This window comes from Neisseria dentiae (assembly GCF_014055005.1).
Taxonomy (GTDB): Bacteria; Pseudomonadota; Gammaproteobacteria; order Burkholderiales; family Neisseriaceae; genus Neisseria; species Neisseria dentiae.
Window position 1 is genome coordinate 153060 of record NZ_CP059570.1, and the last position, 20133, is coordinate 173192.

Below are 20133 nucleotides of genomic sequence, written 5' to 3' on the forward strand. Positions count from 1 at the left end.
TCGATTTGGCGGCATTTGTTTTCATTCCGAATCCGAAGATTATTTATCGAAGAAAATCAGCGTCCACGGCAGCACATAAGCCTGTAAAACGGTGAGGATGCCGACAAATACGCAGAAAACGATACTGTGTTTTACGGTGAAGCGGAACAGCTCGGATTCTTTGCCTTGCAGGCCCACGGCCGCGCAGGCGACGGCGATGGATTGGGGGGAAATCATTTTGCCGGTAACACCGCCGGTGGTGTTGGCGGCCACGGCCAGCTCAGGTGAAATGCCGATTTGGTTGGCCGTGCTGGCTTGCAGCGAGCCGAACAATGCGTTGGCGGAAGTATCCGAACCGGTTAAGAACACACCCAGCCAGCCCAAGAACGGCGAGAAGAACGGGAATGCCACGCCTGTGCCGGCCAGCACCAGCGCCAGCGTAGAAGACAGGCCGGAATAGTTGGCCACGAAGGCAAAGCCCAATACCAAACCGATGGAAAGAATGGAGAAGCGCAGTTCGTATAAAGTTTCGCCGAATGTTTTCACAGCCTCGGCAGGTTTCATTTTCAGCAGGATGATGGTAACGATGGCGGCCAACAGAATGGACGTGCCCACCGCGCTCAACAGGTTCAGCTTGTAAACGGCCTCATACGGTTTGGGTTCGGCCACAATCGGGGCGGCTTTCATCACCAGATTGTGCAGACCCGGCCATTCGATTTTAATCAGGCTGAAGCTGTCTAAAAAGGTTTTCAGCGATTTCATCGTCCACAGGCTCACGAACACGGTCAGGATGCCGAAAGGCGACCATGCTTTGATGATTTGGCCGGTGGTGTATTCGGAGCCTTTGCGCGCTTCCGGTTTTTTCATGCCTTGGAAAGTGAAAATTTCAGACGGCTGCCATTTTTTCAGGAACAGCGACAGGCAGATCAGGCTTACCAACGCAGACGTTACGTCGGGCAGCTCGGGGCCGATGAAGTTGGCGGTGATAAACTGGGTAACGGCAAACGATACGCCGGCAACCAAAATGGCAGGCCAGGTTTGCTTGATGCCGCGCATGCCGTCCATCATCGCCACCAGCCAGAACGGCACGATAACCGACAGAATCGGCAGTTGGCGGCCGGCCACTTGGCCGATGTGGAAGGCATCCAAACCGGATACCTGGCCTGCCACGATAATCGGAATACCCATCGCGCCGAAAGCAACCGGTGCGGTATTGGCAATCAGGCACAAACCGGCGGCATACAGCGGGTTAAAGCCCAGGCCGACCAGCAGGGCGGCGGTAATCGCCACCGGCGCGCCGAAACCGGCCGCGCCTTCCAAGAAAGCGCCGAACGAGAAACCCACCAGCAGCATCTGCAAACGCTGGTCTTCGGTAATGGAAATCACAGACGAACGGATAATGTCGAACTGGCCGGTTTTGACGGTGATTTTGTATAAAAACACGGCGGTAATGATAATCCACGCAATCGGCCACAAGCCGTAGGCAAAACCGAACAGGGCAGACGAGAGCGCCATGCCCGCCGGCATGCCGTAGGCGAACACGGCCACCAGAATCGAAATCAGCAGCGTGAAAAAGCCGGCCAGATAACCTTTCATTTTCAAAATGGTTAAGGCGACGAAAAAGAAAATAATCGGCAGCAGCGCCACGGCGGCAGTCAGAATCAGACTGTCGCCTACCGCCGTATAATTTTGAACCCAAGTATCCATTTATCAATCTCCGAAATCAAAGATGTTGTTATACCTCATGCCGCCCGAATGGATGGAAGGCGGTTGTGCGGTGTGTTTCCCGAAAAAGCCTTTGGTTTTCCGGGGTGTTTTTTTCAGACGGCCTGCCGTAGTTCGGTTGTGTAAGGCCGTCTGAAAATTTATCTGCCGAGTTTCTCGGCAACTAACTGGTGCAGTGTTTTGGCGGCGGGCTTCAGAGGCACGCGGTTCTGCGTCCAGCCCAATTGTTTGGAAGGGGCGAGCGAACGGAATCTGGTGGCTGCCCAGCCGAAAGCGCGGTAGGCCTTGTTGCCGCTGAAAATGCCGTTGAAGGTGCGCCAGGCAAGCTGTTCGCCGAGGCTGTGCGATGCGCCCTGCCCGCGGATCGGGTGCGCCACTTTTTCGTCGGGCGAACGCTGCGCCTCTTCGCGCAGGCGGATTAAGAGGTCGGGAATCGGAATCCGCACGGGGCAGACTTCGGCGCACGCGCCGCACAACGAAGAAGCGGTGGGCAGGTCTTTAGTGGATTCCAAACCCAAAAGGTGCGGCGAGATGATTTCGCCGATGGGGCCGGGATAGGTGGTGCCGTAAGCCGCGCCGCCGATGCGGGTGTAAACCGGGCAGTGGTTCATGCACGCGCCGCAGCGGATACATTGCAGGGTTTGGCGCATCTGTTCGTCGGCATAGGCCTGGCTGCGGCCGTTGTCGAGCAGCACCAGGTGCATTTCCTGCGGGCCGTCGAGTTCTTCGCTGCGGCGCGGGCCGGTGATCATGTTGAAATAGGTGGTAATCGGCTGGCCGATGGCGCTGCGCGGCAGCAGGCTGTAGAGCGGCGGAATGTCCGACAGTTTCGCCACCACTTTTTCGATGCCGGTGATGGCGATGTGCACGGGCGGCACGGTGGTGGTGAGGCGGCCGTTACCTTCGTTTTCCACCAAACACAGCGTGCCGGTTTCGGCCACGGCGAAGTTCACGCCGGAGAGGCCGACATCGGCGGTGCGGTAAATATCGCGCAGGGCGCGGCGGGCGATGCCGGTAAGTTCGTCCACATCGTCGGTGGGCGCGGTGTGCAGATGGTTGTGAAACAGCTCGCTCACCTGCTCTTTGGTTTTGTGAATCGCGGGCATCACGATGTGGGTGGGCTTTTCGCCGGCCATCTGCACGATATATTCGCCCAAATCGCTTTCGATTGCGCTGATGCCTTTTTCTTCGAGATAGTGGTTCAGCTCGATTTCTTCGCTCACCATCGACTTGCCTTTAACCATCAGGCGGCCGTTTTTTTCGGCCATGATGCCGTGGATGATGCGGCAGGCTTCGTCGGGGGTTTCCGCCCAATGCACTTTCACACCCAAGCGGGTCAGGTTGGCTTCCAACTCTTCCAACAGTTCGGGCAGGCGGGCGAGCGAGCGTTGGCGGATGTGTTCGCACAGGGTGCGCAGGGCCTGCAATTCGTGTTCGTCGGACAACACGCCTTTGCGGCGGGTCATCAGCATATCCATCGCGGTGCGCAGGCTTTTGCGCAGCGGGGCGTCGGCCAGCGCGCCGACAGCGTTTTGCTTGAAGGTTTCCGGCTTGGGGTGGAAATGAATCGTTTGCGTGTTCATAGTGCTGTTCTTTAAATATTTGTTTCAGACGGCCTGTTTTGCAATTGAGGCCGTCTGAAAAATACTGTGTGGTTTGGGTTGCAAAAGCCTCGTCAGTCGGCCAAATCGGCTTCATCGATATGGTCGGGCAACACCGCCAGCACCACCATATCGCGCGGGCCGTGCGCGCCGTAGGCCAGCGTGAGCTGGATATCGGCGGTTTTCGACGGGCCGGACACCAGCACCACGTTGGTGGGCATACCGGCGGCCATATTTTCGCCCTGCATGGCGCTGTAGAAATCGTTATACATTTTGGCCGCATCAAACAGGCAGATATGCACGGGCGGCACCAGGCTCTGGCTGCGCGGCTGGCTTTCAGACGGCCACAACACCAGCGTGCCGGTGTGGGCGATGCCGCAGCGCACATCGGTAAAACCGGCGTCGATGTCGGCGAAAAACTCGTCTTTCCAGTCTTCGATAGGCTTTTCGAAGGCTTTGATGCCGATGCCGGCGGCTTCTGCGGCGGCGGCGGCCATGCGGCCGTGTTCGGTTTGCAGGGGCAGCAGAATGTTGCGCAAGCCTTTTTCCTGCGCCACTTTCACCAGTGTCTGCACCCAATTGTCGGCACGCACCCAATGGATTTCGGTTTTCACCGCCCGCATGGCTTTTGCCCAATGTTTCAGACGGCCTGCTTCGCTTTCCCACTGCGGCGTCATTTCCTGATAATAAGCCGCAGTTTCAGGCTCTTTCATCGGTGCGGCGGCCGCACGGCGCAGCTTGGCCAGAATGTTGTCGCGTGCGCTCATGCTTTGCCTCCCGTGCGCTCCAGCAGAAACGTGGCGATGTGTTTGGGTTTGGGCATGCCGGGTTCGTCTTTGGCGATTTTGCCGCCGATGTTGAGCATACAGCCCGCATCGGCGCTGACGATTTCTACTGCCTGCGTGTCTTTGAGCGCGGCCACTTTGTCGCTGACCATCGCGCCGGAAATGTCGGGGTGTTTCACCGAAAACGTGCCGCCGAAACCGCAGCATTCGCTTTCGTGGTCGTGTACCACGCGCTCCACGTTGACCAGCTTGTCCACCAGCGCCCAGCCCGAAAGGTGCACGTTCATTTCGCGGCGGGCCGCGCAAGAGGTGTGCACCGCCACTTTGGCCTGTGCGCCCTTGTCTTGCGGCTCGTAGCCGATGGCCAGCAGAAAATGGGTGAACTCCACCACGCGGCCGGCCACGTCGTTGGCCAAACGCTCGTAAACGCTGCCTTTAAACATCAGCGGCCATTGGTGTTTCATCATGCCGCCGCACGAGCCGGAAGGCACCACCACCGGCCACGGGTTGGGGAACAAATCCAGCTGCGCCTTGGCCACTTCAAACGACTCTTTCGGGTGGCCGGAAGAAAACGCCGGCTGACCGCAGCAGCTCTGCTCCATCGGAAAATGCACGCGCACGCCCTGCTGCTCGAGCAGCGTTATCGCATCCATGCCGGCTTCGGGCATGAAAATATCCAACAGGCAGGTGCCGAAAAAATAAACATCGGCAGGCTTACTGCCGTAAACGGGGGTATGGTTGGTTTGGTTCATTATTGGTTTATTGGTCTGACCAATTTTGTTAAACTGGCCTTACTTTACGTAATGCCGTGTAACCGGTCAAGTGCCGGATAAAAAATAAATCGGGTGTGCGGTTGATAATTTTTTAGGCGAACGCCGAAAAGTTTACGGTACAATCACCACGCGCACCGGCAACTCTTTCCGCGCACCTGAATATTCAATAATAAATAAATAGTCTGACGAACCCCGAAAGCCTTTGGCCGGCCGCCGTTGCAGGCGCGGGCTGAAGAAAAATTGATTAAGGTATGAATTATGCCGAACAAAACCGCCGCCGGCATCAAACCGCCCGCCATCGGTATGCAGATTGCTTCCGTGTTGGAGGAGCGGATTTTACAAAACGTGTATCCTATCGGCTGCAAACTGCCGCCCGAGCGCCGCTTGGCCGAAGAGTTCGGCGTGTCGCGCCAATCGCTGCGCGCCGCGCTGCACATATTGGCCACCCGCGGCCTGCTGCACGCGCGGCAGGGCGACGGGCATTATGTTTCGGGCAACGTTGAAGAAACGTTCCATTACGGCTGGGAAGATTTAATCGACGCGCACGAAGGCATGGAAAGCGAAGTGCTGGATTTCCGCCGCGGCATCGAAGGTATGCTGGCCGCGCTGGCCGCCCAGCGCCGCACCGAGGCCGACTTGGCGCGTATGGAAAACTGGTTGGCCAAGCTGCGCGAAGCCTACAGCCAAAATAACCTCGACCAGCAATCCGCCGCCGATGTGGCTTTTCACCAGGCCGTGGCCGAAGCCGCGCACAATATTTTGTTCACCCGCCTTTCAGACGGCCTGTTGCGCCTGCTCACCGGCCAAACCAAACGCAATCTGGGCAATATGTTCGGCGTGCCCGATGTGTATGCGCAACTGATGGCGCAGCACGAAGCCATTTTTAACGCCATCGCGCAACAGGATGCCGCCGCCGCCGCCCAGGCCGCCTACCGCCATTTGGATTATGTGCAAAACTGCCTGATACGGCAGCGCGAACAGCAAAGCCGCGAAGCGGTGTCGAACGCACTGGCCGCCAGCGACAAACTCAAACCCGGGTTCAAATAACCGGCAGCCCGTATTCATGGACATCCATCGGCAACCGGTTTGCGCGGCGGGCAAAATACCGGAATGCGCTTTAATACCGAATCCGTTTTCAGACGGCCTGTACACACACAGGCCGTCTGAAAGCCTGAGACCTTTGCAAAATTCAAATTGCTATCTAAAAAATCTGAACTCCGTCATTCCCGCGCAGGCGGGAATCCAGACGCTTGGCATCCAAGTATTTGTTTAATCAATGCTTCAATATTTCCATCTGGATTCCCGCCTGCGCGGGAATGACGGTATTTAAGCATTTCAGACAGCCTTAAGGTATTTTTACAAAGGTCTCAGCCTTTTTGCCGGCCAGCCAACCTTTCCGCTGAAACCGCATGAAATGTAAATATCGCCGCCGGATTTCAAACCCGCGCCCGAATCATTTAAAATTAACGTTTTCTGCAAGAATACCAACGAAAGGCCGAACCATGACCTTGCAACGAACGCTCACATTCGCACTTAGCGCCCTCGCCGCCACCATACTGGCCGCCTGCTCCTCACACGAACAACCCGTCGAGCCGGTCAAACGCAGCGATGCGCCGCGCCCCTCCGTCCGTGCCGCCGAGCCGCCCGCCAAAGTGTTGGCCGATTACAGCCTTTACCAAAGCGCGCTGACCGCCGCCAAACAAGACGACGACATCCTGCCCGCCCAATTCCTCAGCCAAGCCGGCGAAAGCGCCATGGCGGAAGACGTGCGCAACGAATGGCTCAAAAGTCTCGGCAAACGCAGCCAATGGGCGCAGTTCAACCAACAATACGCCAAACTCGACCAAGCCGGCCGCGCGCAGGAAGTGCAATGCTATGCCGAATTGGGCAGCGGCAACCATACCGCGTTGGCCGCCGTACTGGTTAAAGAAATCAACCGCCTGCCGCAAGGTTGCAACCGCCTGATTGAAGCCGCCGCCGCTTCGGGCCGTCTGAATCAGAAAGACGCATGGCGGCGCGTGCGCGGCCTGATCAGCAACAATCAGTTAACCGACGCCCGCAACCTGGCCGCCGCACTCGGCAGCCCGTTTGAAGGCGGCGGACAAGGCGCGCAGGAATACAGCCTGATCAGCGTTATCGGCAACACCGCCAAAAAAAGCACCGCATCCGCCTACACGCTTGAAAGCATGCAGGGCAGCCTGAGCCGCGAACAGATAGGCTTTGCCTGGGGCGTGCTCGGCCATATGCAGGCGCAAAGCCAAAACATGGCCACCGCTTTGAGCTATTTCAGCCGTGCCGACCGCAGCCAGCTGAGTAACGAACAGTTCGAATGGTATGCCCGCGCCGCCCTGCGCCTGCAACGCTGGAACGATTTGGCTGACATCATCACCGCCATGCCCGCCAAACTGCAAAACGACCCGACTTGGCAATACTGGCTCGCCCGCAGCTACGCCGCACAAGGCAACCGCAGCCGGGCCGAGCCTCTGTATGAAAAAGCCGCCGCCAGCGGCCGCAATTTCTATGCCGTGATGGCGGGCGAAGAATTGGGCCGCCGCGTCAGCACCCGCAACAACGTGGGCGAAGCCTCGAAAAGCGATGTCAAACACTTGGCGAAAGACGGCGCCATCGACCGCGCCCTTACCCTGTTTAAAGCCAGCCAAAGCAGCGGCGATTGGAAAATGCGCCGCCAGGCGCAGGCAGAATGGCGTTATGCCACCCGCGGTGCCGACGAAGACTTGCTGCTGACCGCCGCCCAACTGGCATACGACAACCAGTTTTACGAAATGGCCATCAACAGCGCCGAGCGCACCAACACCAAGCTCAACTACAACCTGCGCTATATTTCGCCGTTTAAAGACACCACCGTGCGCTACGCCAATCAGGCGGGTGTCGATCCCGCATGGGTGTACGGCCTTATCCGCCAAGAAAGCCGCTTCATGCTGGGCGCGCAATCCAGCGTGGGCGCGCAAGGGCTGATGCAGGTGATGCCCGCCACCGCCCGCGAAATCGCCGCCAAAATCGGCATGAGCAGCAGCGAGCTTTACACCATGGACGGCAACATCCGCATGGGCACCTGGTATATGGCCGATGCCAAACGCCGCCTGCAAAACAACGAAGTGATGGCTACCGCCGGCTACAACGCCGGCCCCAACCGCGCCCGCAACTGGCAGGCATCCGCACCGCTGGAAGGCGCGATTTACGCCGAAACCATTCCCTTCACCGAAACCCGCGACTACGTGAAAAAAGTGATGACCAACGCCACTTTCTACGCCAGCCTGTTCAACGAGCCGCAAACCTCGCTGAAACAGCGCATGGGCGTGGTGCCGGGTCGCTATTGATTTTGATGATGAAAAATAAATTGGGGCTTAGAAGCAAAATTCATTTTAAAGGGTCTTGCCGCAACATTTCCAATAGTACTTTATACAGATCATCATGTCGGTGGTTGAAGCGAAATCCGGTTTCTTTTAAATGCAGGTAAAAGGTATGCTTTGGCACTCCGTTAAACTGTACCAAGCGATGTTTGGCATAGCTCCAAAAGGATTCGATACTGTTGATATGTTGCATACCTCGAAACAAACTCATTGTCGCCGTGATGCACTCTGAAATGTTTCGTAAAACCCATGCCGACCAATCCATAGCCCCGCCAGCCGTCGGTATTGATCACACTCTCGACCATGATACGGCCTCTGATAACCTGTTGCAGCGTTGCTTTGGAAGCATCAGGAACGATTTCGTTATAAACCTTGGCCTGTACTTGAAGTTGCGCCGGAGTTTGGCTGACGAATACGAACAGCATACGCCCGACATCGTAGAATTAGACGAATCCTATTTTGGTTCAAAGAGCATCCGAGATAAACGCAGACGCGGAGCGGGCGGTAAAACCATCGTTTCGGCATCCTTAAACGAGGAGACGTTGATGCTTCTGATACTGATTCCTGTCAGTTTGGCGGTATCGGAAGCGGTTAAATCCAAGGCGAAAAGCCGCAGGATCTGACGGAATTTGGTTCGGTAATTTTACTGAACTTTATGATACTTGTTTTTAATTTCATTTCAGAATTTTGTCATTATATTTAGTGATTTTGCCTCCTAAGCCCCTTTTTAATTTTATTGAATAATTAAGGCTCTAGACTAGCAGAATAGCTCTGTTAGGCTAGAAAAATGAAATATAACACTAAGTTAAGTGGCTATCAGCTCAAAAATTATCAAGCATTTTTGTGTCGATATAGAAGCCTCGAAAACCGCTTTGCTGACAGGCTTCAACCGCAATACCATCAACTACTGGTATAGCATTTTCAGGCTATACCGCTACCAAAGCGAGCAAAAAGACCTGTTATACGGCAGCATAGAGATTGATGAAAGCTATTTTGGTGCCAAACGGCAGCTCGGTTTCCATGGCAAGTTAAAGCGTGGCAGAGGAACGCTTTAACAACCCGTCTTTGGTATTTTCAAAAGAGACGGCAGGGTTTATACCGAAATCGTTCCTGATTGCAAAAAGCAAACACTTCAAGCCGTTATATTGGGAGAGGTCTCTCCGGAGAGTGTTATTTGTTCTGATAGCTGGCGCGGTTATAGCGGATTGGTTGATGTCGGCTACTCTAAACATTTGCGCGTCAATCACGGACAAAATGAGTTTGCAGATAGTACCAGGCACATCAATGGTATTGAAAGCTTCTGGAGTTTTACCAAACGAAGGCTCGCCAAATTCAACGGCCTAACCAAAAACTTTGATTTGCACCTGAAGGAATGTGAATGGCGATGGAACTGAAACTCTGATGAACTGAGTCACGAACTTTGGAGGCTTTTAAAGTAAATTTATATAAAGCTGCTTGGTGGTGTTCGGTATCATCAGTTCACGGTTCTCTTGTTAGAATTAGCATCACTGGAAAGGAACACCGGGAAAGAGTTTTGTCAGTTCTTTAAAGCCACCGGTGGTGATAATTTGAATGTGTATGCCTTGATTCATCACGGTCTTTAATCTCAATTCATAAAGTACCGTACTTTCCTGTCTGACGTATTGCGTGTAAATGACTTGATTATTGAGGCTGTTCATAGATACCATCACGCCAAAAACTCTGCCAAAATCGGTAGCATCCATGATGATGTTAGCAATAGGATGCCACTTGATGCGGGACAGTTAAGGTGCTTTGCTTCAGATGGCGTTGGGCGAGTTGCATAGGCTTGCTTGAGATGCATGTATTCATACAGAAACAGCAGGCAGCCAGGCTTCTTGGCAGCGGGGAAAAATTTAGATAGTGTAGTCACAATATTGTTAACCACATCGCAATAATCCGAATTTCTATTGCCGCCGCAAATGAAGTCAATCTCTTCGCATGACACGTGTCAATGCTCCACCAATGTTTGAAATCCAAAAAAAAGGTTTTCTACCGCGTGACGGTAACGGTACAGATAGCGGTCAAAACAGCGGCTCCTTGTGGTTAATCTTTGGCGAGATAACAGTGTTCATGCCGCTTTTGGTTCCCGTCGCATGGGGATGAACTTTGAGATGGGTGGCATCAATCATCAACCATTCTATATCTTTTCTTCCGAAAGGATGAGCATCATTTTCGTCCAAATGCCTTTGTTGCACCAACGGATGAAGAAGTGGTGGGTGTTACTTCAGCCGCCTTAATCGGGCGGCAGGTCGCGCAAGGGGGCGCCGGTGCGCAGCATCCAGAAAACGGCATTGATAAATTGCCTGCTATCCACTCCGCCTGGTCACCTCGACTGCTTTTACACACGGGCTGGTGGGTTTCGATAGGCCGGTATTTTGCAAAGCTCCCAGCCTTCCGAATCGGTGCGGGTGTGTTGTTTGTAGCCCAAGGTGAATTTGCTGTCTTTCTTCACCCGGCGCGCATCTTTGTCTCTGCTGGGCAAGGTTTCGACGGCTTGGCGCTGTTGGCTGCCAGCGGTTTGGATGATGGTGGCGTCAATCACTGCCGCCGGAGCTTTCTCTATTTTTAAGCCTTTTTCGGTCAGCTGGCGGTTAATCAGCTCGAGAAGCCCGGCCAAGGTGTCTCTTGTGCCAGCTAATTGCGGAAACGGTAGAGGGTGCTGCGGTCGGGTAAAGTGATGTCATCAAAACCGCAGAAGAAGTAGAAATCCAGACGGGTAGCCAGACAGCGTTCCAATTCCGGAACGGAGAGGCTGTGCCATTGGCCGAGCAATACGGCTTTGAGCATGGGCAGTAGTGGATAGGCGGGTCGGCCGCGGTGGTTGCGGATGTAACGGGTTATAGTTAAACCACTTACTCAACCGTTTAGTCATACTCGTGCTTGACCCGAGTACCTTGAATTTCAACAGATTTTAAGGTAACTCGGGCCAAACCTGAATACGACGAAAGCTCTCGGTTTGGGCATTGTTCAGCTTGGCTTAAGCCGGCGCATTTATCATTGCCCATTCTTAATTTTGATGCAGGAAAGCCGTGCAAAACGAATATTTGATTATGTTGATTCCCGCCGCCGTGGCCGTTGCCGGCGGCGTATTGGCATTGTTGTGGAACCCGTCGGCACAGACGCGCAGTCTGATCCAGCACTTTGCCGCCGGTGTGGTGTTGTCTGCCTTGTCGGTAGAGTTGCTGCCCGAAATCGGCCGCGAACATGCTCGACCGTGGGTATTGATTGCATCATTTGCGGCAGGCAGCCTGTTAATGTTCGGCCTGAAATTGCTGACCGAAAAATTGGAAAGCGGGGCTGAACACAGCAAGCATTCCGGCGTAGCGGCTGCCGGTGCCGCCTTGCCGGTAGGCCTGCTACTGGCCACCTTTATCGATATTGCCACCGACGGTTTTATTATCGGTGCGGGTTTTGCATCGGGCGGCGAATCGGGCCTGATTCTGGCGCTGGGTTTGTTGGTGGAATTGTTGTTTCTCGGCCTGGCTTTGATGAGCGATGCGCTGAAAGGCTGGCGCATGGTTGTTTTAACCACATTGTTGGGCGTGGTGGTGTTTGTGTTTGCCGCGCTGGGCAATTGGTTATTAAGCGGCGCATCGCATGACGTGATGGGTGCCGTATTAGCAGCCAGCGCGGCGGCTTTGCTGTATTTGGTAACCGAAGAATTGCTGATCGAAGCACACGAGGTGCAGGAGAAAAATTATTCGGTGTTGGTGCTGTTTGCCGGATTTTTAAGTTTCTGGGCCGTGCAGCTTTTGGCTTGATCTATATAGTTTAACTGTAGGAAATGGTCGGGTTGTTTACACAACAGATTGAGAAAAATAAGCCTGTAAAACCTCAAAAGGAGCGTCGCCTTTCAGGCTCTTGTGGGGTTTGGCGGTGCTATAAAAGGGGGCTTAGGAAGCAAAATCAGCAAAAATGATGATAAACTTCTGATATGCCTATTAAAAACAAGTACCAAAAGTTCAGCAAAATTACCGAATCAAAATTCCGCCAAATTCTGCGCTTTTCGCACTTGATTTGACCGCTTCTGATACCGCCAGGCTCACCGGCATCAGTACCCGAAGTGTCAATAATCTGTTTCTCAAACTGCGTTGCCGTATGGCTGCTGAATGTGAACGGCAAACTCCCTTTGCCGGGGTGGTCGAACTGGACGAATCCTACTTCGGCGCCAAACGCATTCGCGGTAAACGCGGGCGGGGAGCGGGAGGCAAAACCATTGTTTTCGGCATCTTAAAACGGAACGACAAAGTCTATACCGAAATCGTGCCGAATACCTCGAAAGCTACGCTGCAACAGGCTATCCGAGGCGGGTTGCTGTTGAAAGTGTCATCAATACCGACGACTGGCGTGGCTATCACGGCTTGGTTGATATGGGCTATGAAAAGCACCTCAGGGTACATCATGGTGCAGACGAGTTCGCCCGGGGTGCACAACACATTAACGGCATCGAGTCGTTTTGGGGTTATGCCAAAAACCGCTTGGTTAAATTTAACGGTGTATCGAAACAGACTTTTTATTTACACTTAAAGAAAACCGAATTTCGCTTCAATCACAGGCATGATGATCTGTATAAAGTCTTGCTTAAAATACTGCGAAATCAACCCTTGGGCTAATTTTGCTTCCTAAACCCCAAAGTTAACAAAACGACATAACTCTTTTTGCCGGAGCGCCGAATCCTTAAACGGATGCTTGTCATGCCACATTTCCATTAAGGTACGGATAACCCGCTCGGCTTTACCATTGGTTTGCGGCCGGGCAACACGGGTGAATTTTTGGCTTATGTTGTTTTGCACACAGGCAATGCCAAACGGGTGCTCCGCATTGCCACGATTTCCACACCGTTGTCGGAATAGGCGCATTCGATGGTATAGGGACAACAATCTATCACATCGCGCAAAAGAAATTTGGCTGCGCTGGCTGCTGTACGGTCCGGCAATATTGCAGCATACAGCTCGCGGGAAAAATCATCAATGGCAACAAACAGATAATCCCGAGGGTCGGTTGCTTTTTGGTTTTGTAGCAAAGGCAGCCGTTTGGTATCGAAATGAACCATTTCGCCGGGATAGGATTGGTTGTAACGCTTTGCCTGTTTTTTTGAGTTTCTCTTCGATTTCCCGCTCAACTTTAGCCAGGCGTTTCATGCCGTATTTGGCTTGTTTAAAGCGGTTGTTGGTGCTTTTTTGCGGGGTGAGCAGCTGCAACCGGGCTGCTTTGAGTATGCGGTAAATCGTTACTCTGCTGACACGGTATTGTTGTGCCAACGAAGTTACACTGATTTTGTCTTGTGTATAAGCGCGCCAAATGGCCTGGCGGTTATGCGGGGTTAGCCGGGTATTTTTATGGATGTTCATGCAGTATTGTCTTTCAAATACTGTAAACAACGCTAGCTTTTCCTATAGTTAACCACTTAACTTAGCAATAATTTCGTCATACTCGAGTTAAGCCCGAGTATGGTGCGTGTGCTTTTCTTAAGTTGATTGGCTATATAGTGTAAGTAAATCTGCTAACAGTAGTTATATGAGATTTCAGGCCGTCTGAAAGGTTTGAACTGCACCCCAAAAATTGGACACCCCCTCCAACTTTAAAAGGTGCAGTTTTCTTATGTCCAAATATAACCTACACTTCAAATACCGAGCCGTACTCCATTACCACCAAGTGCACAGCCAACAGCGCACCGCAGAGCACTTCAACGTCTCACGCACCCACCTGCGCCGTTGGATAGCCGCCTATCGGCAAGGCGGTATCGCCGCACTCCAACACCCGCAGGCTACGTTTATGAAGACTATGAAGACCAACGCAAAAACCCGTTTATCGCCGACAAACCCGACCACGAAAAAAACCAGGCGGAACTGATTGAAGAGTTACGTTACATGAGGGCGGAGAACGACTACCTAAAGCACATGAAAGCCCTCAACGAAAAGAACGCCGCCAAAGCTGCGAAACCGTTCAAACGTTGAGGGCGAAGCACCCGCTGAAATATCTGCTGCACAGTGCCGGCATTCCCAAAAGCAGCTTTCATTACCATATCGGCAAAGCCGATCCCGATGCGGCGGCCAAAACCGCCGTGAGTGAAGTCTATCGCCGACACAAAGGCCGTTACGGTCATCGGCGGATTGCCGCCGTATTGTCGTGGAACAAAAAGAAAGTGCAGCGCATTATGGGTTTGTTGGGACTAAAAGCCAAAGTCCGCAGTAAAAAAGCCTACCGTCCGCAAGCAGTAGGAGAGGCTTCGGACAATATTCTCAATCGTGAGTTTACCGCTGGCAAACCGGCAGACAAATGGCCGACCGATGTGACGGAGTTTAAATGCACAGACGGGAAGCTGTACTTATCGCCGATATTGGATGTGTTTAATCGGGAGATTGTGGCCTATTCTTTAGGCCGCAGAGCAAACAGTAAAATGGTGGCGCAAATGTTGGACCAAGCATTCGGCCGTCTGAAAGGCCAAACGCCGCTGCTGCATTCCGACCAGGGTGTGCTTTACCGCACCGAGGCTTATCGAACGAAATTGGCTGAGAAAGGGATTGTGCAAAGTATGTCGCGCAAAGGTAATTGCTGGGACAATGCGCCGATGGAGAGTTTTTTCGGTACACTGAAAACGGAGAGTTTCTATCAGGAAGGTGCGCTGTCGGTGGCGGAGCTGACAGAGGTAATAGATGATTACATACATTACTACAATCATGAACGGATTAGTTTAAACTTGAAAAAGCTGAGTCCTGTCGGCTACAGAACCCAGCTTGAAAAGGCTGTTTGAGAAAGATTCTTAACTTGTCCAAGTATTGGGGGACAGTTCACTGCTTTCAGACGGCCTGAAATCTTTGTGAGACGAAATCAACTGGAAACCGTCTTTGCTCAAAAATACCGGATACGGCCAAAAGAGGGGTAGGGTGAAAGCGTGTTGAACAGTTGGATTTTGATGTAAATCGGGTTTAGAAGCAGTCGCCCGGCACGCGCACAAAGCCTTCCATAATGATGCGCGCGCTGCGGCTCATTGAGGCTTTGGTAGCTGTCCATTTACCGTTTTGCATTTCGGCGGCTGCACCCACGCGCAGGGTGCCGGAAGGGTGGCCGAATACCACTTGGTTGCGCTCGCCGCCGCCGGCGGCCAGATTCACCAAGGTGCCGGGAATGGCGGCGGCGGTGGCGATGGCCACCGAGGCGGTGCCCATCATGGCGTGGTGCAGTTTGCCCATACTCATGGCGCGCACCAAAACGTCGATATCGGCGGCCTTAACTGTTTTGCCGCTGGATGAAACATAATCTTTCGGCGCGGCTACCCAAGCGATTTTCGGGGTGTGCTGGCGGGTGGCGGCTTCGGAGAGATCTTTAATCAAACCCATTTTCAAGGCACCGTATGCGCGCAGGGTTTCCAGTTTTTCCAGCGCGGCGGCATCGTTGTTCACATCGTCTTGCAGCTCGGTGCCGGTGTAGCCGATATCGGCGGCGTTCACGAAAATGGTGGGAATGCCTGAATTGATCAGCGTGGCTTTCAGACGGCCTATACCGGGCACGTCCAGCTCGTCCACCAGGTTGCCGGTGGGGAACATATCGCCTTCGCCGTCGGCGGGATCGAGAAATTCGATTTGTACCTCGGCGGCGGGAAAGGTTACGCCGTCCAGCTCGAAATCGCCGGTTTCCTGCACTTCGCCGTTGGTGATCGGAATGTGGGCAACGATGGTTTTGCCGATGTTTTTCTGCCAAATATGCACGGTGCAGATGCCGTTTTGCGGTATTTTGGCAGGATCAATCAAACCTTGGCTGACGGCGAATGCGCCGACGGCGGCGGTGAGGTTGCCGCAGTTGCCGCTCCAATCAACAAACGGTTTGTCGATGGCAACTTGGCCGAACAAATAATCAACATCGTGGCCTTCGCGGCTGCTTTTGTCGATAATTACCGCTTTGCTGGTGGAGGAAGAGGCGTTGCCGAGGCCGTCGATCTGTTTGCCGTAGGGGTCGGGGCTGCCGATAACGCGCAGCAGGATTTTATCGCGTGCCGTGCCGGGTTCTTGTGCGGCTTCGGGCAGATCGCTGCGTTTGAAGAAAATGCCTTTGGATGTGCCGCCGCGGTAGTAAACGGCGGGGATTTTGATTTGGGCAGCGTGGTTGGCCATCTTTTTTTCTCCTGTGTTTTTCTTGATTTGATTAATTGCTGATTAATGCCTGTGTCGGGATTTTGCTTTTCAGACGGCCTGAATGGAGCCGTCTGAAAGACGCTTAATCATACACCAAATTTAAATACGGGAAAGGTGGGATTGGGGCTTTTGTAAGCCCGGCAAAAGTTTTGGGAAATATTTATCAAGGATATCGGGATAGGGCAGGGGCGGTAGGCAAAAAAAATATCCGCAAAAATGCGGATTGTGGTGCCCGGAGCCGGAATCGAACCGGCACGACCTGTTTAGGGTCGACGGATTTTAAGTCCGTTGTGTCTACCTATTTCACCACCCGGGCGGTATCCTCGAATCGCAGTTGCACTTAAACCCGAAGACATGGAACTTGGAGGCGGGGGCGCGGATTTTAACCGGCCTGTATAAGGGTTGCACCCCTTATCGCATAAACACTCTGCCACCCCGCCGTGGAGGGTTTGATGTTGGAGGCGGAAGTCGGAATCGAACCGGCGTACACGGCTTTGCAGGCCGCTGCATAACCACTCTGCCATTCCGCCTGAAACTTTACAAGCCGTTTAAGTGGTGTAAACGGCTTGGTATTTTGGAGCGGGAAACGAGTCTCGAACTCGCGACCTCAACCTTGGCAAGGTTGCGCTCTACCAACTGAGCTATTCCCGCGTGGTTCAAATGTAAGCGGTTGGAGCGGGAAACGAGTCTCGAACTCGCGACCTCAACCTTGGCAAGGTTGCGCTCTACCAACTGAGCTATTCCCGCATCGGATTACATTTGCAATGAAACTGTGGAGCGGGAAACGAGTCTCGAACTCGCGACCTCAACCTTGGCAAGGTTGCGCTCTACCAACTGAGCTATTCCCGCTTGGGTGTTGCCGCTGCTGTGTGCTGCGGCGAAGAGAACGCTATTATAGTGCGTGTGAAAACAGTGTCAATAGTTTTTTAAAATTTATTGCTGCGCGGGGTTTTGAAATTCTTTCCACGCCATTTTGAGGTAGTAGAACATCGACCAGATGGTGAGCACGGAGGCGATAAACATCAGAATGTTGCCGATTAATATCAAATCGAAGCCGTGAAAGTCTTCGAGGCCGACCAAAAGCAGCAGGATGGCGGCCATTTGGGCGGTGGTTTTGAGCTTGCCGATGGTGGCCACGGCCACGCTGCCGCGTTTGCCCATTTGGGCCATCCATTCGCGCAGGGCGGATATGGTGATTTCGCGGCCGATGATAATCATGGCGAAAATAACGTAGGTGCGGTTGAGGCTCACCAGCAGCAACAGGGCGACGGCAACCATGAGTTTGTCGGCCACGGGGTCGAGAAAGGCGCCGAAATCCGAGGTTTGCTTCCACAGGCGGGCGAGAAAGCCGTCGAACCAGTCGGTTACGGCGGCGGCGGCGAAAATCACGGCGGCCGTCCAGTTGACGGTTTGCGGGTCTATCCAGCCGCCGGGCAGGTAGAACAGGGCGGTGAACACCGGTATCAGCAATACGCGCATCCATGTGAGGAAGATGGGAAGGTTCCACGGCATAGCAGGGGCTTTCTGTTGGTTTTCAGACGGCCTTGGGTTTCGGACAGGCCGTCTGAAAAAAGATGTATGTGGCAGAGTGGTTTATGGTTGGCTTGAGTGGCGGATTATAACGAATTTGCGGGCGGTTTAGTGGGTAAGTGTGCAGGCGGGGTAGTTTTGTTAATTATTTTTAACAAAGTGTTGCGGTTTGGTAAATTTCATGGGCGAAGGCTTTTGCAAAATTTGTTGAGGCCGCCTGAAGTATCCAATTATCGTTATTAGCTATGCAAGTCTGCTGCGTGGAAATGACGGACTTTAAGCATTTCAGACGGCCTTAAGAGCATTTTTGCAAATGTCTCAGGCCGTCTGAAAACGGGTAGGCAAACGAATATTCGGCAGCCTTCTGATAATAGCCCCCTAATGCAGGCTGTCGTAAATCTTTTCGGCGAGCGCGCGGCTGATGCCTTCTACCTGAGCCAAATCTTCCACGCTGGCGGCGGTTACGCCGCGCAGGCCGCCGAAGCGGGTGAGCAGGGCTTGGCGGCGCCTGCTGCCGATGCCGGGGATGTCGCTGAGCGACGAGGTGATGCGGGCTTTGTCGCGTTTTTTGCGGTGGCCGGTGATGGCGAAACGGTGCGATTCGTCGCGCACGGTTTGCAAGAGGTGCAGGGCGGGGCTGTGCGGCGGCAGGCGGAAGGTGCGGCCGGAGAAGGGCAGGATGAGTTCTTCCATGCCGGCTTTGCGCTCGGGGCCTTTGGCGATGCCCACCAGCGGAATGGTCAGGCCCAATTCTTCCCATACTTCTACGGCCACGCCGATTTGGCCTTTGCCGCCGTCGATGAGTACGGCGTCGGGCCAGCGGACGGTTTCGCCGTTGGCTTGGGCTTCGGCCATTTTGCCGTAGCGGCGGGTGAGCACTTCGCGCATGGCGGCGTAGTCGTCGCCTGCTTTGGCGCCGGTGATGTTGTAGCGGCGGTATTGCGAGGGTTGGATGTTTTGTTCGTCGTACACCACGCAGGAGGCGACGGTGGCTTCGCCTTGGGTGTGGCTGATGTCGAAGCATTCGAGGCGTTGCAGGCTGTCGGCTTCCATGTCCAGCACGCGCGCCAATTCTTCGATGCGGTGTTGCTGGCTGCTGTGTTGCAGGCGGTGTTGGGCGATGGCGAGGCGGGCGTTTTGTTCGGCCATTTTCATCCACACTTTGCGCTCGCCTATGGTTTTGGTAACGAATTGGATCTGTTTGCCGTGTTCTTGGTTTAAGGCCGTCTGAAGCACTTCGGGCAGGGGGAAGTTGCTGATGATGATGTCGGGCTTGCTTTTGCCTAAATAGTGTTGTGCGACAAAGGCTTCGGCGTAATCTTGGCCGTTTGGCTCGGGGTCGTGGCGCACGTCGGGGAAGAAGCTTTTGTCGCCCACGTGCCGCCCGCCGCGTATGCTCACCCAGTGGATGCACACGCTGCCGCTTTCTGCGGCCAGCGCCAGCAGGTCGATGTCGTTGGGGTTGTTGGGGTTTTTGCTGTCGATAAACTGTTGGCTCTGCACGAGGCCGAGCGCTTGGATTTGGTCGCGGTAGCGGGCGGCTTCTTCAAAGTCGAGCCGTTCGGCGGCCTGCTGCATTTTGTGGTGCAGCACTTGGGTCAGTTCGCCGGTTTTGCCGTTGAGAAAGGTAACGGCTTCGCGCACGCTGGCCTGGTAGTCTTCTTGGCTGATGTGGCCGGCGCAGGGGCCGGAGCAGCGTCGGATTTGGTAGAGCAGGCAGGCGCGGTCGCGGTGTTCGAACACGCTGTCTTCGCAGGTGCGCAGGCGGAACACTTTTTGCAGCACCTGTATGCTGTCGCGCACGGCATAGCCGTTGGGGTAGGGGCCGAAATATTGGTTGGGCTTTTTGAGCGTGCCGCGGTAATAGGCCATTTGCGGGAAGGCGTGGCCGCTGAGCATGAGGTAGGGGTAGGATTTGTCGTCGCGGAAGAGGATGTTGTATTTGGGCGATAAGGCTTTGATCAGGTTGTTTTCGAGAATCAGCGCTTCGGCTTCGGAGCGGGTAACGGTGGTTTCGACGGTGTGCACCTGCTTCACCATCAGCGTGATGCGCGGCGAGTGGTCATTTTTTTGGAAATAGCTCGACACGCGCCGCTTCAGGTTGACGGCTTTACCCACATAAAGCACCTGCCCATTTTTATCGAGCATGCGGTACACGCCCGGCAGGTTGGGCAGGTTTTTGAGAAAAATATTCAGATCGAAGGTTGCAGACACGG

Annotated in this window: 13 protein-coding genes, 5 tRNA genes and 7 pseudogenes; 7 read left to right on the forward strand and 18 right to left on the reverse strand. The window is 53.9% G+C overall.

Annotation, left to right across the window (positions count from 1 at the left end; genetic code table 11):
* Positions 1 to 39: 39 nt before the first annotated feature.
* The 4 genes from H3L92_RS00695 to H3L92_RS00710 form a co-directional block, all read right to left on the reverse strand.
* On the reverse strand, positions 40 to 1686 hold the full coding sequence (locus tag H3L92_RS00695; RefSeq protein ID WP_085367070.1) for a lactate permease LctP family transporter: 1647 nt from the start codon (positions 1684 to 1686) through the stop codon (positions 40 to 42).
* A gap of 158 nt (positions 1687 to 1844) precedes the next feature.
* A complete protein-coding gene (locus H3L92_RS00700; protein WP_085367069.1) occupies positions 1845 to 3287 on the reverse strand; it encodes a LutB/LldF family L-lactate oxidation iron-sulfur protein in 1443 nt (480 codons plus the stop codon).
* Between the two features lie 92 nt (positions 3288 to 3379).
* A complete protein-coding gene (locus tag H3L92_RS00705; protein ID WP_085367068.1) occupies positions 3380 to 4072 on the reverse strand; it encodes a LutC/YkgG family protein in 693 nt (230 codons plus the stop codon).
* Positions 4069 to 4842 carry a (Fe-S)-binding protein gene (locus H3L92_RS00710; protein ID WP_085367067.1) on the reverse strand — a complete coding sequence of 258 codons (774 nt, stop codon included), beginning with the start codon at positions 4840 to 4842 and terminating at the stop codon, positions 4069 to 4071. The genes H3L92_RS00705 and H3L92_RS00710 overlap by 4 nt, the downstream gene beginning before the upstream one ends.
* A 279-nt stretch (positions 4843 to 5121) precedes the next feature.
* On the opposite strand from H3L92_RS00710, the gene H3L92_RS00715 reads away from it, so the two are divergent.
* Positions 5122 to 5910, forward strand: a complete 789-nt coding sequence (locus H3L92_RS00715; RefSeq protein WP_085367066.1) for a FadR/GntR family transcriptional regulator — start codon at positions 5122 to 5124, stop codon at positions 5908 to 5910.
* A gap of 455 nt (positions 5911 to 6365) precedes the next feature.
* Positions 6366 to 8201 (forward strand): lytic transglycosylase domain-containing protein, encoded by a 1836-nt coding sequence (locus H3L92_RS00720; RefSeq protein WP_085367065.1) that lies wholly within the window; start codon positions 6366 to 6368, stop codon positions 8199 to 8201.
* Between the two features lie 40 nt (positions 8202 to 8241).
* Here H3L92_RS00720 and H3L92_RS13540 read toward each other — a convergent pair.
* Positions 8242 to 8912, reverse strand: a pseudogene (locus H3L92_RS13540) (IS1595 family transposase).
* A 109-nt stretch (positions 8913 to 9021) separates the two neighbouring features.
* Between H3L92_RS13540 and H3L92_RS00735 the strand changes: the two are divergent.
* Positions 9022 to 9628: pseudogene (locus tag H3L92_RS00735) on the forward strand (IS1595 family transposase).
* Positions 9629 to 9739: 111 nt separating this feature from the next.
* On the opposite strand, the gene H3L92_RS00740 reads toward H3L92_RS00735, so the two are convergent.
* The 3 genes and pseudogenes from H3L92_RS00740 to H3L92_RS00745 form a co-directional block, all read right to left on the reverse strand.
* Positions 9740 to 9958, reverse strand: a complete 219-nt coding sequence (locus H3L92_RS00740; protein ID WP_085367064.1) for a hypothetical protein — start codon at positions 9956 to 9958, stop codon at positions 9740 to 9742.
* Between the two features lie 369 nt (positions 9959 to 10327).
* A pseudogene (locus tag H3L92_RS13675) lies at positions 10328 to 10575 on the reverse strand (transposase); the annotation flags it as partial.
* A gap of 66 nt (positions 10576 to 10641) precedes the next feature.
* Positions 10642 to 11093 (reverse strand): annotated as a pseudogene (locus H3L92_RS00745) (transposase); the annotation flags it as partial.
* 191 nt (positions 11094 to 11284) lie between these two features.
* On the opposite strand from H3L92_RS00745, the gene H3L92_RS00750 reads away from it, so the two are divergent.
* Positions 11285 to 12016 (forward strand): ZIP family metal transporter, encoded by a 732-nt coding sequence (locus tag H3L92_RS00750; RefSeq protein WP_211276431.1) that lies wholly within the window; start codon positions 11285 to 11287, stop codon positions 12014 to 12016.
* A 36-nt stretch (positions 12017 to 12052) separates the two neighbouring features.
* On the opposite strand, the pseudogene H3L92_RS13680 reads toward H3L92_RS00750, so the two are convergent.
* Positions 12053 to 12142: pseudogene (locus H3L92_RS13680) on the reverse strand (IS481 family transposase); the annotation flags it as partial.
* Positions 12143 to 12189: 47 nt separating this feature from the next.
* On the opposite strand from H3L92_RS13680, the pseudogene H3L92_RS00755 reads away from it, so the two are divergent.
* Positions 12190 to 12868 (forward strand): annotated as a pseudogene (locus H3L92_RS00755) (IS1595 family transposase).
* A gap of 18 nt (positions 12869 to 12886) precedes the next feature.
* Here H3L92_RS00755 and H3L92_RS13495 read toward each other — a convergent pair.
* Positions 12887 to 13606 (reverse strand): annotated as a pseudogene (locus tag H3L92_RS13495) (integrase core domain-containing protein); the annotation flags it as partial.
* Positions 13607 to 13856: 250 nt separating this feature from the next.
* On the opposite strand from H3L92_RS13495, the gene H3L92_RS00765 reads away from it, so the two are divergent.
* Positions 13857 to 14108 (forward strand): helix-turn-helix domain-containing protein, encoded by a 252-nt coding sequence (locus H3L92_RS00765; protein ID WP_259345789.1) that lies wholly within the window; start codon positions 13857 to 13859, stop codon positions 14106 to 14108.
* A 100-nt stretch (positions 14109 to 14208) separates the two neighbouring features.
* Positions 14209 to 15009 carry an IS3 family transposase gene (locus H3L92_RS00770; protein WP_085367140.1) on the forward strand — a complete coding sequence of 267 codons (801 nt, stop codon included), beginning with the start codon at positions 14209 to 14211 and terminating at the stop codon, positions 15007 to 15009.
* A 175-nt stretch (positions 15010 to 15184) separates the two neighbouring features.
* Here H3L92_RS00770 and prpF read toward each other — a convergent pair whose 3' ends face one another.
* The 8 genes from prpF to uvrC form a co-directional block, all read right to left on the reverse strand.
* Positions 15185 to 16366: a 2-methylaconitate cis-trans isomerase PrpF gene (gene prpF, locus H3L92_RS00775; RefSeq protein WP_085367163.1), complete on the reverse strand. Its 1182-nt coding sequence runs from the start codon at positions 16364 to 16366 to the stop codon at positions 15185 to 15187.
* A gap of 247 nt (positions 16367 to 16613) precedes the next feature.
* Positions 16614 to 16703: transfer RNA gene (locus H3L92_RS00780), tRNA-Leu, on the reverse strand.
* Positions 16704 to 16843: 140 nt separating this feature from the next.
* A tRNA-Cys gene (locus H3L92_RS00785) sits at positions 16844 to 16917 on the reverse strand.
* A 45-nt stretch (positions 16918 to 16962) separates the two neighbouring features.
* Positions 16963 to 17038, reverse strand: a tRNA-Gly gene (locus H3L92_RS00790).
* Positions 17039 to 17058: 20 nt separating this feature from the next.
* Positions 17059 to 17134: transfer RNA gene (locus H3L92_RS00795), tRNA-Gly, on the reverse strand.
* Positions 17135 to 17160: 26 nt separating this feature from the next.
* Positions 17161 to 17236: transfer RNA gene (locus H3L92_RS00800), tRNA-Gly, on the reverse strand.
* Positions 17237 to 17320: 84 nt separating this feature from the next.
* Entirely contained in the window at positions 17321 to 17899 is a 579-nt protein-coding gene (gene pgsA / locus H3L92_RS00805) for a CDP-diacylglycerol--glycerol-3-phosphate 3-phosphatidyltransferase (RefSeq protein WP_085367164.1), read from the reverse strand.
* A 396-nt stretch (positions 17900 to 18295) separates the two neighbouring features.
* Complete coding sequence (uvrC, locus tag H3L92_RS00810; protein WP_085367165.1) at positions 18296 to 20131, reverse strand: excinuclease ABC subunit UvrC; 1836 nt, start codon at positions 20129 to 20131, stop codon at positions 18296 to 18298.
* Positions 20132 to 20133 lie beyond the last annotated feature (2 nt).

Coding starts and splice junctions, on each gene's coding strand:
- pgsA (WP_085367164.1), bottom strand. CDS start 17,899: ATGCCGTGGAACCTTCCCATCTTCCTCACATGGATGCGCGTATTGCTG.
- H3L92_RS00695 (WP_085367070.1), bottom strand. CDS start 1,686: ATGGATACTTGGGTTCAAAATTATACGGCGGTAGGCGACAGTCTGATT.
- prpF (WP_085367163.1), bottom strand. CDS start 16,366: ATGGCCAACCACGCTGCCCAAATCAAAATCCCCGCCGTTTACTACCGC.
- H3L92_RS00715 (WP_085367066.1), top strand. CDS start 5,122: ATGCCGAACAAAACCGCCGCCGGCATCAAACCGCCCGCCATCGGTATG.
- H3L92_RS00720 (WP_085367065.1), top strand. CDS start 6,366: ATGACCTTGCAACGAACGCTCACATTCGCACTTAGCGCCCTCGCCGCC.
- H3L92_RS00740 (WP_085367064.1), bottom strand. CDS start 9,958: ATGGATGCTACCGATTTTGGCAGAGTTTTTGGCGTGATGGTATCTATG.
- H3L92_RS00705 (WP_085367068.1), bottom strand. CDS start 4,072: ATGAGCGCACGCGACAACATTCTGGCCAAGCTGCGCCGTGCGGCCGCC.
- H3L92_RS00765 (WP_259345789.1), top strand. CDS start 13,857: ATGTCCAAATATAACCTACACTTCAAATACCGAGCCGTACTCCATTAC.
- H3L92_RS00710 (WP_085367067.1), bottom strand. CDS start 4,842: ATGAACCAAACCAACCATACCCCCGTTTACGGCAGTAAGCCTGCCGAT.
- H3L92_RS00700 (WP_085367069.1), bottom strand. CDS start 3,287: ATGAACACGCAAACGATTCATTTCCACCCCAAGCCGGAAACCTTCAAG.